Here is a 13,482-nt window from a genome sequence, read left to right as displayed (position 1 = left end):
TCGCGCGGCCACACCGTCTTTCAGCCGCGGCTAGGCGAGGATGTCCCGCGCGCAGAACCGCGAGGTCACCCACCGCTCCTGTGAGAACAGCCGGGTCTGGTCCGCGGAGTACGGGGAGTCCGCGTCCGAGGGACGGCCGTACGTCAGCAGGGTGCGGGCCACCGGGCAGCGCCCGCCGTCCCAGCCGACCGCCTGGACGTGGCGGGAGCCGTGCACCACCTCGAAACAGCCGCGCCGGTGACGCGTACCTCCAGGCTCAGCGGTACCAGTCCTCGCCGGGCCGTGACAGCGCGTTGCGGAGGTACTGCTCCATGTTCGACGCCACCCAGGTCCGACTGTCGTTCTCGTGATTCCAGACGAAAACGTCGGGACGCCTGGGAGAAATGGGGAGGGCGAACTGGTCACCGCCGCCGTTGTCTCCGAAGAAGAGGAGGGCGTCGAACGGCATGTAGAGAGACCGGAGGTCCTCCCTGGTCCGGAATTCCTCATTGGTGCGGCCGATTTGCTCCGCGTTCCAGACGACGTCCGTTCCGTCTTCGTCCACCAGGCCGTTGAATTCGGTGAGCAATGCCCGCAGAGAAGTCGGCAAGGGGGTCCCGATCCGGTGTTCCAGGCCGAGCAGGTCCCGCTCGGCCGCGGGCTCGGCCGCCTCGACGTCTTCGTACTGTCCGACCAGTTCACGCCACACGGGTCCTCCAGGGCTCCAAGGTTCGCATCACCTTATCCTGGGGCTGAACCAGTTGCCCAATTTGTCGTCGATTTTCGTCGCATGGTCGAGGACTTCTTGCCGGGTCGGGTTCGGATGGCTCTCGTAGAACCGATTCCACTCGACACGTATTTCGCTGAGATGGATACGGCTGTTGATATCGCCCTTGGGTATTCCGCGAAGGTTCTCGATCGAGTGGATCTCTTCCGGCTTGAACAGCCCCGGGTATCTGTTGAGGGTCTGCTGCTCGATCGCGTGGTGGACGACCACCTTGCCCTTGAGTTCGGGATGCTCGGCGAAGAACGTCTTCTTGTAGGAGAAGCTGTCCGTGTATCCGACGCTGGCGCCCTGACGGGTGGGCACGCCGGTTCCGAGGACCGACTCCTTCTTGGCCGCCGCGATCTTGGCTGCTTCCTCGCACGGGATGAGTCCCAGCGGATCCGACCAGCTCAGCGGGTTGGACACGTATGAGGCGGGGTGGGGAGCGGCCGCCAGGCCCAGCGGGTCCTGGCTCATGTAGCGGGCGGTCTCCGGGTCGTAGTAGCGGTGCACGTTGTAGTGCAGGCCGGATTCCGGGTCGCTGTATTGTCCGGGGAAGCGCAGGGGCGTGTAGGCGCTGCTGTCCGTCGACCACCCGGTGAGGCCCCAGAGGGTGGACCGGGCGCGCCACGCCGTCTCGCCTTGCTCGTCCAACAGTGCGGTGGGTGTGCCGATCAGGTCCGTCACGATCGCGAAGAAGCGGCGGTCGATCTCCCGTTGCCCCGACGGTCCGTCCAGGATTCGTTCGAGCTGGGCCACCGGCACCAGGCCGTCGTGATCCCAGGTGACGGTGACGGGGTGGGCCAGGTGGGAGGACCGGGTGGTCTGCTCGCACAGCACGGACCCGTCCCATGTGAACGACACCTCTTCGGCCACTGACCGGCCGTCGTCGCCGAGGCGCCGTTTGGCGATGCGCCGGCCGAGCGCGTCGTAGAGGTAGCACCACCTGGTCCCGTCGGGGGTGGTGACGGAGCGGAGGCGGTCCTCGGCGTCCCAGTCGTAGCGCCAGGTATCGGGCTTGCGGGACAGACGCGTCTTCTGCCGGAGGATGACACGGCCCTGCGCGTCGTACTCGTACCGCACACCACCCGCATGGTGAAGGAGGGTGCCGCTGTAAGTGCGCTCGCCCGTGGCTTCGGCGGAGGCGTGCCGGCGGGGCCAGTCGGCCGTCGCGATGTTGCCCGCTCGGTCGTACGCGTAGTGCTCGCTCCAGTCGGCCGCGTGGACAGTCGTCACCCGGGCTGCGGCGTCCAGGGTCAGGGTTCGGACGCCGGTCGAGCTGTCCCGTACGGAGGTGAGATGCCCGTCGGCCCGGTAGTCGTAGTCGCGTCGGTGGTCCGTGCCGTTCGTCCGGATGACGTGCGCCTGCGGGCGGCCTGCCGCGTTCCACTCGGTGCGCATCTCGATCTGACCGCAGTGGCGTTGCACTTCCTGCCCGGCATCGTCGTAGCGGAAGGACAGGCGGTGGTCGCCGCTCGCGAGCTGGATGAGACGGCCTGCGGGGTCCAGGGTGAGTTCCTGCAGGACACCGGAGGGTGTGGTCCTGGTCGTGCGTCGGCCGGCGGCGTCGTATCCGTAGTGCAGGACGGCTTCCCCGACGCTTTCGGACGTGGTCCGGCCGAGCGCGTCCCGGGTGATGACCAGATCCGCGTCCTCGTTGACCGCCCGTACGAGACGTCCGGACCGGTCGTAGAAGTACCGGCTGACGGCGCCGTCCGCGTCCTTGACGAGCGGCCGCCCGAGAACGTCCCGCTGATAACGGACGGTGTGCCCTGCCGGTGTCGTACGGGCCACCAGTCTGCCGGTCGGATCGTACGCGTAGTCCACCGTGCGGCCGTCGAAGTCGCATTCCGACACCAGCTGGCCAGCTGCGTCGTAGCCGTAGTCCCAGGTCAGACCCTGGTCGTTGGTGACGCTGGTCAGCCGCAGGGCGGCGTCGTAGGCGAACGTGAAGCGTGAACCGTCGGGACCCGTCCGGGCCGCGAGCTGGTCGAAGTGGCCGTACTCGTACGTGTGCGTGGCGCCGGAGGCGTCGGTGTGGAGGAGGCAGTTGCCTTCGGCGTCGTAGGACCAGGTCTCCGTGGATCCGTCCGGACCTCGGCGTTGCAGGATCCTGCCCTCGACGTTCCAGACATAGTGGGTCGTGCGCCCGAGTGGATCGGTCTCCGAGGTCACACGGCCGAAGGCGTCGCGCTGCAGGGACGTGACCGCGCCCGTGGGCTCCGTCAGCCGTGTGGTCAGCCCGGCCGCATCGCAGTCGAGGAGGGTGCGGTTGCCCGCCGGGTCGACCGCGCAGCGTAGGTTGCCGCGCTCGTCGTAGGTGTACCGCGTGGTGGCGCCCGTGGGATCGGTGGCCGAAACGCAGTTCCCGGCCTCGTCGTATGCGTAGCGCCAGGTCTCCCCACTGGGGCCGACGACCGTCAGGGGCCGCCCTGTCGAGGTGTACGTGGCGGTCGAGCCCTGCCCGTCCGGCCGGGTGACCGCGATGATGTTGTCCGCTGGGTCGAACGTGAACCGGGTGGAGTATCCGAGGGCGTCCGTCCATTCTTTCAGCCGGCCACGCTCGTCGTGTTCGTTGCGCGTCGCCGCGCCCAACGGGTCGGTCTGGGACACGAGCCGGTGGTGGCGGTCGAAAACATAGTGCGACGTGTGGCCGAGGGCATCGGTCACGGACGTCGTCCGCAGCCCGCTGACCGGATCCGTGGCGCCGTACTCGATGAGAGCCTTGAGGTGGCCCTCCGTACCCCCTTCACCGACGCACCGTCCCGATGTGTCGTACCTGTACGCGTAGGAGTAGCCGTTCCTGTCGCGCCAGGACAGGATCATGCCACTGGTATCGACCTCGAAGAGCAGCGGCTCGTCCGAGGAATTGAAGATCTCCGTCAGGTGGCCGCCGACGTCGTAGCCGTAGCGGACGAGCCTCACGTCCTCGGATTCTTCGCCTGCAACCAGATGCAGTTCCGTGACCCGCCCCCGCGACGTCGAGACGCGCAGCCGATAGCCGCCGTGGTGCACGATCGCCGTGGGAGCCCCTGCCGCGTCGTACTCGAAGGCGATCCAGCGGCCGTTGCGGTCCTCCACGCGGGTCAGCAGCGCACGATCGGTGCCGTGGGGCGCGAAGCGCCGTACGGTTCCGTCTTCCGGGTCGGTGAGCGTGTAGCCGCCGCCCTCGGCGTCGCGGTCGAGCGGCCAGCGAGGCCCGTGCGCCGGCAGGGTGGCTACCCCGGGCGCCGGATGGGGGTAGTCGAGGAGGAGGCCGTCCTCGCTGACCAGGATGACGCCTTGGGGGTCGATCTCAAGCCGCTGATCCAGGGTGCTCGCCCACCGGGGCCCGAACCACTGGCCTGCACTGAAGGTGGACTGCGCTCTGCGTGAGACCACGAGGGGAAGGGCTCCGGAAAGGACGACGTCCACCTGAGGCAGATACATGGCCCCCGTGGCGAGGTTCACCGGGTCGGTCGGCCCCTTGCACACCGAACTCGGAATCTGGCTGTTCGTCATCGGCGCCCCGTTGACGGTCCTGCGCAGCGTGCTGCCCGGAGTGGGCTTCAGCCCGGCCCGGAGCCCGGTACGGAGGACGCCGGCGCCTTTGGTGCCGATGAGTTCGGGGACGAGCCGGCCGAGGAATTCGGAGGGGTCGCCCTTGGCGGCGTCCCAGGCGTTCTTCAGGGCCCGGTCGGGGTTGGCTGCGGTGGACACGAGCCCGGCCAGGGTCATGTTCATGTTCTTGTAGTACTCGGCCGGGTGAGTGATGTTGTACGGGTCCAGCGCGTTCACCGAGCGCACGAAGTTGACCAGGCCCGCGCCGCCCTTCACGATGCCGCCGCCGAAGTGCGTCATCTCCACGCCCTGCCCGAAGGCGTAGTCGGCGAGTTCGAGCTTGGCCTTCTCCCGGCCGGTGGGTTCCTTCGGGGCGTGGGCCATCGCCGCGGTGACCGCCGCCTTGGCCGTGTCGGCGGCCTCCTTGCGGGCGCTGCGGGCGGCTTTGAGGATCTCCTGGGCGCGCTGCCGCTTGTCCTGGCTCGGGTCGGTGAAGTCGGCGGGGCGGGGGAGGGGGGTGTCGCTGTTGCGGGCGTCGCTGTAGGCGTCGACCTTCTTGTTGTGCGCGGCGGCGGCGACCTTGTAGTCCTGCTGGGCCTCCTTGTAGAGGTCGATGGCCTCGCGCGCCTTGCCCTGGGCGGCGGTGACGGCGCTCGCGTACGTCTCGAGGGCCTGGGCGGCGTTCTCGAAGGCGTCGGCGGCGTGCAGCCAGTCGGTGGGCAGCGTCTGGAAGTTCTCGCGGAAACTGTTGGCGGCCTCGCCCTTCCAGCTCGCCGAGTCGAGCTTCTTCATCCCGGCCCCGACCAGGTCGAACGCCCGCTGGAAGTCACGGAGGTTCGTGACCGACTCCCGGATCTTCCCCGGGTTGCCGTGCACGAGCTCGTTCGGCTCCCCGGTCTGCCCGAGCTGCTGCTCGCCGACCTCGGCCCCGAGGGAGGAGGCGGTCTCATCACCCCAGTCCTCGACGGAATCCGCCCAGCCCTCGGCGCCGACCTTCTCCAGGCCCCAGCCGACGGCGTCGGTGCTCTTGTCGATGCCCTCGCCGACGAGTTCCTTGCCCTTGTCGATGCCCTTGTCGACGAGGTCGATGCCCTTGTCGGTGAGCCTGCCCAGGTCGTCCCAGCTCACCATCAGCTGTCACCCCAGCGCGGCTGCTCGGCCTGCTCGACGACGCCCTGGGAGGGGTCGAGCGTATCGAGCAACTCCTGGTCCATCCGGGCCCGGGTCGCCGGATCGAGCAGGCCGTTGCGCTGCATGGAGTCCAGCTGCGCGTCCATGACGTCGTACCCGGTGTCCTGCCAGGTCTGCTTGACCTCCTGGTGGGCCTGCACAAACGATTCGGCGCTGTAGTCCGGGTTGTCGTACATCGTCTGGGTGCTGATCTTGTCCCAGCTCATCTGCTTGACCTCGTCCTCGGTCAGATGCGGGTTCCCGTTGACCGAGTTCACCGCGATCTTGAACGAGTCCTTCACGTACTGCTCCTGCTCGGCATACGACCCGGCCGACAGGCCCACACCCTGCGCGAAGCCGTTGCCCCGGAGGGCCAGTGCCCGTACGCCCCACTCCCAGCGGTCGCAGAACGTCTTGAACTCCGCCGTCAGTCCGGCATCCCCCAACTCCAGCCCCGACAGCGCCAGCCCGGAGAAGCCCCGCCCCGCGGACGCCTGCCCGATCATCCCGAGATCCTTCAACTCCGCATGCGCGAGATCGATCCCGGCCGCGATCTCCGCCAGCGCCTGCGCCGGCGCCTCCAGGCCCGGCTCCCCACCACTCACTGCGCTTCCTCCAGATCGACGGTCACGGCGTCGGGCACGACACCGCGGACCGGCGGGAACAACATGCCGCCGCCCTCACTGCCCGCGTCCAGCGCGACCCCACCAGGGCCCGGCAGCATCGGCACCATCACGTCCAGCAACCGCGCACCGAGCACCGCCCGGTACGCCCACTCCCGCCCGGCCGCCCCCCGCGCCCGCGCGAACGCCGCCAACGCCTCCTCGTTCGAGAACGCACAGATCCAGCGCACCCCGTTCAGATCCGCCGTCCACAGGCTGCCCTGCTCGTCGAACGGCACCAGCACCGCCGTACGCCGGAACTCCCCGAGCAGCGCGGCGAACTCCCACCGCGCTGCGGCCACCGTGTCGTCCTCCGATCCATGTGGCAGCGGGTCGGGCTCCGGCGCGGGCACCGCTTCGCTCGGCGGCGCTTCGGACTCGGCGGCTGACGCGCTCGCCGCAGGATCGTGCAGGTCACCACTCGCTGCTGCCAGATCGGTCAACCTCAGACGCCCGCTTGGTGAAGGTATGCGCTCCCCGTGATCACTCACCGTTCGAATTCTGCCATGTTGATCTTCTCTTCCGGGACGTGGTTCTAAGCCGGACGGTTGCGCGTGGCTCTCCGGGGCGCTCCTGGATCCGGCCGGTCGCGTGGTGACGGCGACGCTGGAGAAGTGCCGGACAGTCGGCGGTCAGCTACGTCGCCTCGGGAGCGGACGGGCACTTGCCGAACAGCCACATGGTGCGTCATGACCTCGCGGTCCGGGGCGCGCATGTCGGCGCACGGGTTGATCGCAGCCACCGTGACGCCCGCCGAGAGGTGTGCGCCGAGCCCCTGACCTCGCGCAGAACAATGAGGCGAGCAGCAAGCTCATCGGCGCGTTCGTGCAGGAGATTGTCAACGCGCCGGCGAGGAGAGGGATCCGCCGGGCGCCGCGGTGGGGCCGAACCAGCGCGAGGGCTCCCCGGCGACGGTCACGAACCAACGCGCGTCTGGGCGCGGCCGTGCGGCGGACCCGGTGGCGGGTGGTGGTCAGGCCGCTGTGGCGGGCGGGTCCTCGCCGGGGAGGACTCCGTCGCGGCGCAGGCGGCGCAGGGTGAGGTGCTCGTGGAGGAGGCGGCCGACGAGCGCGCCGCCGTAGACCACGAAACCCACGCCGACCAGCCAGGACTGGACGACCAACAGGGTGCCGAACGGGCCGTAGGTCACGGCGTTCGAGGCGATCAGCGGGGAGAACACCAGCTGGGAGAAGAGCCGCAGCCCCAGCAGGCCGACGCTGGTCGCCACGGCCCCCGGCACCAGGGCGCGCCAGCGGACCCGGCCGCCGAGCAGGATCCGCTGAGAGAGGACGAAGAACAGACAGGTGCCGGAGAGGTCGCCCAGGGTGCCGAGAAGCGTGCCGAAGGCGTCGTCCGAGGGGGCGGGGATGACCACCAGGAGCGCGAGGTAGCAGACCAGCACGGCGAGCCAGATGACGTGCCGCCACATCGTGTGCCAGCGGGCGGTCGGCACGTCCCAGACCTTCTCGTACCCCGTCTGCACGGCCGAGCCGAACGTCAGGCCGAAGACGGCGAGCGCGGCCAGGCCGAACGCGGTGGTGCGCTCCAGCGCCAGGTCCGCCGCGCCGAACAGCATCTCGACCCGGGCCCGCGAGGACTCCGCCACCCCCAGGGCCTGGCCGAGCCAGCGGCCGAAGCCCGAACCGCTGCCGGGCGCGGCGGCCGCCACGACCACCAGCAGCGGCACCAGGGTGAGGAACCCCAGAGCCGCGAAGCCCATGGCCCGGTGCATGAGCTCGATCTCACGGCCACGGCTCCACGCCAGGCCGGCCTGGGAGCCCTGGAGCCGGTCGTAGAGCCGCCGGAGGATCGAGGTCACGCCTCATGCACTACCCGCGAGGGGCCGCCCGCTCCCGGAAGCCCGCCCGGAATGGACCCGAAGGGGTTGTGTCGACCTCCCGGAGGCGGAACGACGCCCTGGGGGGTGTCCTCACACTCCCTCCTGCCCTCCGGGCGTACGCAACGACCGTCACGACACCCCCTGGCCGGTGCCCCGCAGGTCCACCCATCGCTTGATCTTCCCCACCGACCGCTCCAGGGTCTCCGGCTCGACGACCTCGACCCGCACCGAGACCCCGATGCCCTCCTTCACGGCCCGCGCCACGGCGGCGGCCGCGGCCTCCCGCTGTCCGGCCTCCGCCTCCCGGCGCGCCTCGACCCGTACGGTCAGGGCGTCCATCCGGCCCTCCCGCGTCAGCCGCAGCTGGAAGTGCGGAGCCAGGGCCGGCGTCCGCAGCAGGATCTCCTCCACCTGCGTCGGGTAGAGGTTCACCCCGCGCAGGATGATCATGTCGTCGGTACGGCCGGTGACCTTCTCCATCCGCCGGAACGCCGGCCGCGCGGTCCCGGGCAGCAGCCGCGTCAGGTCCCGGGTGCGGTAGCGGATGACGGGCATCGCCTCCTTGGTGAGGGAGGTGAACACCAGTTCGCCCGGCTCGCCCCCCGGCAGGACCGCGCCGGTGAGCGGATCGACGACCTCCGGGTAGAAGTGGTCCTCCCAGACGTGCAGGCCGTCCTTGGTCTCCACGCACTCCTGCGCCACGCCCGGTCCCATCACCTCGGACAGGCCGTAGATGTCGACCGCGTCGATGGCGAGCCGCTCCTCTATCTCCCGGCGCATCTCCTCGGTCCACGGCTCCGCGCCGAAGACGCCGGTCCTGAGGGAGGTCGAGCGCGGATCGATGCCCTGGCGCTCCATCTCCTCCAGCAGGGTGAGCATGTAGGAAGGGGTCACCATGATGACCTCGGGGCGGAAGTCCTGGATCAGCCTGACCTGGCGGTCCGTCATCCCGCCCGAGGCGGGCACGACCGTACAGCCCAGCCGCTCGGCGCCGTAGTGCGCGCCGAGCCCGCCCGTGAACAGGCCGTAGCCGTAGGCGATGTGGACGATCTGACCGGGTCTGCCGCCCGCCGCGCGCAGGGACCGCGCCACCACGTCCGCCCAGGTGGCCAGGTCGCCGTCGGTGTACCCGACGACGGTGGGGCGTCCGGTGGTGCCGCTGGAGGCGTGGATCCGGCGGACGTCCGGGCGCGGTACGGCGAACATCCCGAACGGGTACTGGTCGCGGAGGTCGGCTTTGGTGGTGAAGGGGAAGAGGGCGAGGTCCGCGAGCGAGCGGCAGTCGTCCGGATGCACCCCGGCCTCGGCGAAGGCCTGACGGTAGAAGGGCACCCGGTCGTAGGCCCGGTGCAGGGTCGCGCGCAGCCGTTTCAGCTGGAGTGCGGTCAGCTCGTCGCGGCTGAGCCGCTCGCCCTCGTCGTGGAGATCCGCGTACGCCGTCATGCCGTCACCTCATCCGACAACCAACCGACCGATCATTCGGTACATTGCCGGACCCCGCCGGGTAAATCAATGACTCGAACGAGTGGGCGTCCCGTCCCGGGGGGTGGCGGCCGGGTCCCCGCACCCGGGCGGCGGGCCACCCGGGACGGGCGTACGGTCGAAGGAGAGCCCCGCGGCCGTACGGCGAAGGGAGCGGCGGTCATGTCAGTAGTCGATCCCGCCGTATCGGTACGCCTGAGCGCCGCCGGCGCCCGGCGGCTGGTCCGCATGCTGGCCGAGGCCGCGCAGCTGCTGGAGGAGCCCGGCCCGCTGCGTCTGACCGAGGCGCAGGCCGACCTGCTGGGGCAGGGCACGGACCGCCGGGAGCTGGCCGAATGGTGCCGCTCCCTGGCCGCCGAACTGAGGGCCGGACTGTAGCCGCCCGCCTCCGGGCAGGACCCCTTCGTCCCGCGGGACACGGGGCGCCCTCCACTGCCGCCTACCCCGAGGGAACATCATGAAGACCGGGTCCCACCGCATACGCCGCATCGCCGTGGCCGCCTGCGCGGCCCCCCTGCTGCTCGCCGGAGCCGGCACCGCCGGCGCGGCCACCACGGCCGCCACCCCCGCAGCCCAGGGCGTCGTCCAGCAGGCGAGCGCGAGCGAGATCCTCTCGCTCGTGAACACCGAGCGCGAGAAGGCCGGCTGTCAGCCGCTCGCGGAGAACGCACAGCTCACCCAGGCCGCCCAGGCCCACGCGGCGGACATGTCCAAGAACAACCTGACCGGACACACCGGGTCGGACGGTTCGACCGTGCCGCAGCGGATCGAGAAGGCCGGCTACACGTGGGGCTCCTGGGGCGAGAACGTCTCCGGGCCCGGATACGACACCGCGAAGGCCCACGTCGACGGCTGGCTGAACAGTGCCCCGCACAAGGCCGACATGTTGAGGTGCAGCTACACGGAGACCGGCGTCGCGGTGTCCGGCGACCGCGCGGTCCAGGTCTTCGCGACTCCGCGCTAGGGGGCGTGGTCCGGCCGCCGCCCCGCAGGGTGCGGCCGTCCCTACCCCGCCGGTGCGGAATCCGCCTCCGTCGCCACCGACTTGGCCCACCGGTAGTCCGCCTTGCCGCTGGGCGAGCGCTGGATGGCGGGGGCGATGACCAGCTGGCGCGGGATCTTGTACCCCGCCAACTTCGTGCGGCAGTGGCTCTGGATCTCGTCCAGGGTCGGTTCCGGGGCGCCCGCCCGGACCTGGACCACGGCGGCGACGTGGCTGCCCCACGTCGGATCGGAGACACCCGCGACCAGGGCGTCGTACACGTCCGGATGGGATTTCAGCGCCTGCTCGACCTCCTCCGGATAGACCTTCTCGCCGCCCGTGTTGATGCACTGCGAGCCGCGCCCGAGGACCGTCACGATGCCCGCCTCGTCGACGGTCGCCATGTCTCCGAGCAGCACCCAGCGTTCGGCGCCCTTCCGGAAGAAGGTCTCGGCGGTCTTCGCCGGGTCGTTGTAGTAGCCCAGCGGGACGTGTCCGCGCTGGGCCAGCCGCCCCGGTTGGCCCACCGGGACCGGCTCGTAGGTCACCGGATCGACCACCTGAGTCCGCTCGTTGACCTCCAGCCGGAATCCCCTCTCCGGGCCCGAGTCGTCCGTGGCCCGGCCGTTCGACCCGGATTCGGACGAGCCGAAGTTGTTCAGGAGCATCACGTTCGGGACCAGTGCCTGGAACTCGGCGCGCACGGTCTCCGACATGATCGCGCCGGACGAGGAGACGCTGAACAGCGAGGAGAGGTCCGTGCCCTTCAGCGGGCCGTTCAGGGCGTCGATCAGGGGCCTGAGCATCGCGTCGCCCACCAGCGACACGCTGGAGACCTTCTCCTTCTCGATGGTGCGGAGCACCTCCTCCGGTGCGTACTTGCGGTGGATGACCACCCGCTGGCCGTAGTTGAAGGCGATGAACGAGGTCAGGGTGGACGTGCCGTGCATCAACGGGGGAGCCGGGAAGAAGGTGAGCCCGGCGCCGCGCGCGGCCACCCGCTCGGCCAGTTCCTCCGGCCGCTGCACGGGCTCGCCCGTCGGCTCGCCGCCGAACAGGCCTGCGAAGAACAGGTCCTCCGCGCGCCACATCACGCCCTTGGGCAGTCCGGTCGTGCCGCCGGTGTAGATGATGAAGAGATCGTCGGCACTGCGGGCCGGGAACCCGCGGGCGGGCGAGCCGGACGCCTCGGCGTCCCCGTACGCCACCGGGGCGATCGACGGCTCCGGGGCGCCCTCGGGGACCTCGCCCACCCGGATCAGGTGGCGGAGCCCCGTCGTCCGGGGCAGCGCGGCCGCGACCCGCGCGGTGAACTCGCCCTCGAAGACGAGGGCGGCGAGGTCCGCGTCGTTGTAGAGGTAGACCAGCTCCTCCTCCACGTAGCGGTAGTTGACGTTCACCGGTACCAGCCGGGCCTTCAGGCAGGCCAGTACGGTCTGCAGGTACTCGACCCCGTTGTAGAGGTGCAGGCCCAGGTGCTCGCCGGCCGTCAGTCCGCTGTCCAGCAGGTGGTGCGCGATGCGGTTCGCCGCCGCGTCCAGCTCCGCGTACGTGAGGCGGCGCTCGGCGCCGGTCCCCGGGTGGTCCACGTACACGAGGGCCTCGCGGTCCGGGACCACGTCCACGACCGACTCGAACAGGTCGGCAAGGTTGTACTCCACCGTTCCTCCTGACCCTGACAGTTCCCATGGCCGGACCCATGGCTGGTCTGCTCGGCGGTCATTAGAGCGCCGCCCGGCACAACTGGGAAGGGAGCCGCCCAAGAAAACTGACTGAGTGTCAGAAAACTATTGAACTGCACCCGCCCCTACTGCAACCTGTTCTAGGTCTTGAGACGGGAGGACGGCAATGGGTGGGACAGAACACCTGACCGTGGATCGCCACGGCGCCACGCTGGTGCTCACCATGAACAGGCCCGAGGCGAAGAACGCGCTCTCGCTGCCGCTGCTGGTGGGGCTGTACGACGGCTGGCTGGAGGCGGACGCCGACGACGGGATCCGCTCGGTCGTGCTGACGGGAGCCGGCGGCGACTTCTGCGCGGGCATGGACCTCAAGGCGCTCGCCGGAAAGGGCATGGCGGGCGACCAGTACCGGGACCGCCTGCGGGCCGACCCCGACCTGCACTGGAAGGCCATGCTCCGCCACCACCGGCCGCGCAAGCCGGTCATCGCGGCGGTGGAGGGCTACTGCGTGGCCGGGGGGACCGAGATCCTGCAGGGCACCGACATCCGGGTCGCGGGCGAGGGCGCCACCTTCGGCCTCTTCGAGGTCAAGCGGGGGCTCTTCCCCATCGGCGGTTCCACGGTGCGGCTGCCCCGCCAGATCCCGCGCACGCACGCCTTGGAGATGCTGCTGACGGGGCGCCCGTACGCGGCGGCCGAGGCCGCGCGGATCGGACTCGTCGGGCGGGTGGTGCCGGACGGCACGGCGCTGGAGACGGCGCTGGAGATCGCCGAACGGATCAACGCGTGCGGGCCGTTGGCGGTCGAGGCGGTGAAGGCCTCCGTGTACGAGACCGCCGAGATGACCGAGCGGGAGGGTCTGGCCGCGGAACTGCTCCGCGGGTGGCCGGTCTTCGACACGGCGGACGCCAAGGAGGGGGCGCGGGCCTTCGCGGAGAAACGGCCCGCGGTGTACCGCCGCGAGTAGCCCCCGCCCCGCCGGTTCGCTCCCGCTCGGGGTTCACTCCCGTCTCCGGGCCCGTCTCCGGGCCCGGGCCCGTCGGGGCGGCGCCCCGGACCCCTCCCGGCTCGGCTTGGGCCCGCCGGGCTCCGAGCCCGGCTCCCGCGTCCATCCCTGCCGGGGCTCAAGACCGGGGCTCCGCCCCGGACCCCGCGCCTCAAACGCCGGCGGGGCTGGATGTGCGGCCCCGCGTCTCAATCGCCCGGCAGGGGTGGATGTGTGGCCCCGCGCCTCAAACGCCGGCGGGGCTGGATGTGCGGCCCCGCGTCGCAAACCTCGGCGGGGTTGGATGTGTGGCCCCGCGTCGCAAACCTCGGCGGGGTTGGATGTGTGGCCCCGCGCCTCAAACGCCGGCGGGGCTGGATGTGCGGCCCCGCGC

The 13,482-nt window shown here is 70.5% G+C and carries 10 protein-coding genes and 1 pseudogene; 3 read left to right on the top strand and 8 right to left on the bottom strand.

All coding sequences use genetic code 11. The annotated features are described in order from the left end of the window. Positions 1-30: 30 nt before the first annotated feature. From ACFWW8_RS03810 to paaK, 7 genes and pseudogenes are all read right to left on the bottom strand, one after another. Positions 31-258, bottom strand: a pseudogene (locus ACFWW8_RS03810) (penicillin acylase family protein); the annotation flags it as partial. Then, entirely contained in the window at positions 257-688 is a 432-nt protein-coding gene (locus ACFWW8_RS03805) for an SMI1/KNR4 family protein (RefSeq protein ID WP_386523170.1), read from the bottom strand. The pseudogene ACFWW8_RS03810 and the gene ACFWW8_RS03805, both read right to left, overlap by 2 nt. A gap of 27 nt (positions 689-715) precedes the next feature. Continuing rightward, positions 716-5,416, bottom strand: a complete 4,701-nt coding sequence (locus ACFWW8_RS03800) for a putative T7SS-secreted protein (RefSeq protein WP_386523167.1) — start codon at positions 5,414-5,416, stop codon at positions 716-718. After that, a complete protein-coding gene (locus tag ACFWW8_RS03795; protein WP_386523164.1) occupies positions 5,416-6,060 on the bottom strand; it encodes a hypothetical protein in 645 nt (214 codons plus the stop codon). The genes ACFWW8_RS03800 and ACFWW8_RS03795 overlap by 1 nt, the downstream gene beginning before the upstream one ends. Next, complete coding sequence (locus ACFWW8_RS03790) at positions 6,057-6,608, bottom strand: SseB family protein (RefSeq protein ID WP_386523161.1); 552 nt, start codon at positions 6,606-6,608, stop codon at positions 6,057-6,059. Before ACFWW8_RS03790 ends, ACFWW8_RS03795 begins: the two co-directional genes overlap by 4 nt. Positions 6,609-7,090: 482 nt before the next feature. Then, positions 7,091-7,936, bottom strand: a complete 846-nt coding sequence (locus tag ACFWW8_RS03785; RefSeq protein WP_386523159.1) for a YhjD/YihY/BrkB family envelope integrity protein — start codon at positions 7,934-7,936, stop codon at positions 7,091-7,093. Between the two features lie 150 nt (positions 7,937-8,086). Next, positions 8,087-9,400, bottom strand: coding sequence for a phenylacetate--CoA ligase PaaK (paaK, locus tag ACFWW8_RS03780; RefSeq protein ID WP_386523156.1), 1,314 nt, complete (start codon positions 9,398-9,400; stop codon positions 8,087-8,089). A 201-nt stretch (positions 9,401-9,601) separates the two neighbouring features. Here paaK and ACFWW8_RS03775 point away from each other — a divergent pair, with 201 nt between their 5' ends. Together ACFWW8_RS03775 and ACFWW8_RS03770 are read left to right on the top strand one after the other, a co-directional pair. Beyond that, on the top strand, positions 9,602-9,817 hold the full coding sequence (locus ACFWW8_RS03775) for a hypothetical protein (protein ID WP_386523153.1): 216 nt from the start codon (positions 9,602-9,604) through the stop codon (positions 9,815-9,817). Positions 9,818-9,896: 79 nt separating this feature from the next. Further along, entirely contained in the window at positions 9,897-10,403 is a 507-nt protein-coding gene (locus tag ACFWW8_RS03770; RefSeq protein WP_386523150.1) for a CAP domain-containing protein, read from the top strand. 41 nt (positions 10,404-10,444) lie between these two features. On the opposite strand, the gene ACFWW8_RS03765 is transcribed toward ACFWW8_RS03770, so the two are convergent. Further along, on the bottom strand, positions 10,445-12,082 hold the full coding sequence (locus tag ACFWW8_RS03765) for an acyl-CoA synthetase (protein WP_386523148.1): 1,638 nt from the start codon (positions 12,080-12,082) through the stop codon (positions 10,445-10,447). Between the two features lie 187 nt (positions 12,083-12,269). On the opposite strand from ACFWW8_RS03765, the gene ACFWW8_RS03760 reads away from it, so the two are divergent. After that, complete coding sequence (locus ACFWW8_RS03760; RefSeq protein WP_386523146.1) at positions 12,270-13,070, top strand: crotonase/enoyl-CoA hydratase family protein; 801 nt, start codon at positions 12,270-12,272, stop codon at positions 13,068-13,070. Positions 13,071-13,482 lie beyond the last annotated feature (412 nt).

The sequence above is a fragment of the Streptomyces sp. NPDC058701 genome (assembly GCF_042715295.1).
In the GTDB taxonomy this organism is placed as follows: domain Bacteria; phylum Actinomycetota; class Actinomycetes; order Streptomycetales; family Streptomycetaceae; genus Streptomyces.
Note: the sequence above shows the minus strand (reverse complement) of the source record. Positions and strands in the feature narration are given on the sequence as shown.

Bases quoted from the DNA above. Each gene is read 5' to 3' on its own strand.
- ACFWW8_RS03800 (WP_386523167.1), bottom strand. From the start codon at position 5,416: ATGGTGAGCTGGGACGACCTGGGCAGGCTCACCGACAAGGGCATCGAC.
- paaK (WP_386523156.1), bottom strand. From the start codon at position 9,400: ATGACGGCGTACGCGGATCTCCACGACGAGGGCGAGCGGCTCAGCCGC.
- ACFWW8_RS03775 (WP_386523153.1), top strand. From the start codon at position 9,602: ATGTCAGTAGTCGATCCCGCCGTATCGGTACGCCTGAGCGCCGCCGGC.
- ACFWW8_RS03770 (WP_386523150.1), top strand. From the start codon at position 9,897: ATGAAGACCGGGTCCCACCGCATACGCCGCATCGCCGTGGCCGCCTGC.
- ACFWW8_RS03760 (WP_386523146.1), top strand. From the start codon at position 12,270: ATGGGTGGGACAGAACACCTGACCGTGGATCGCCACGGCGCCACGCTG.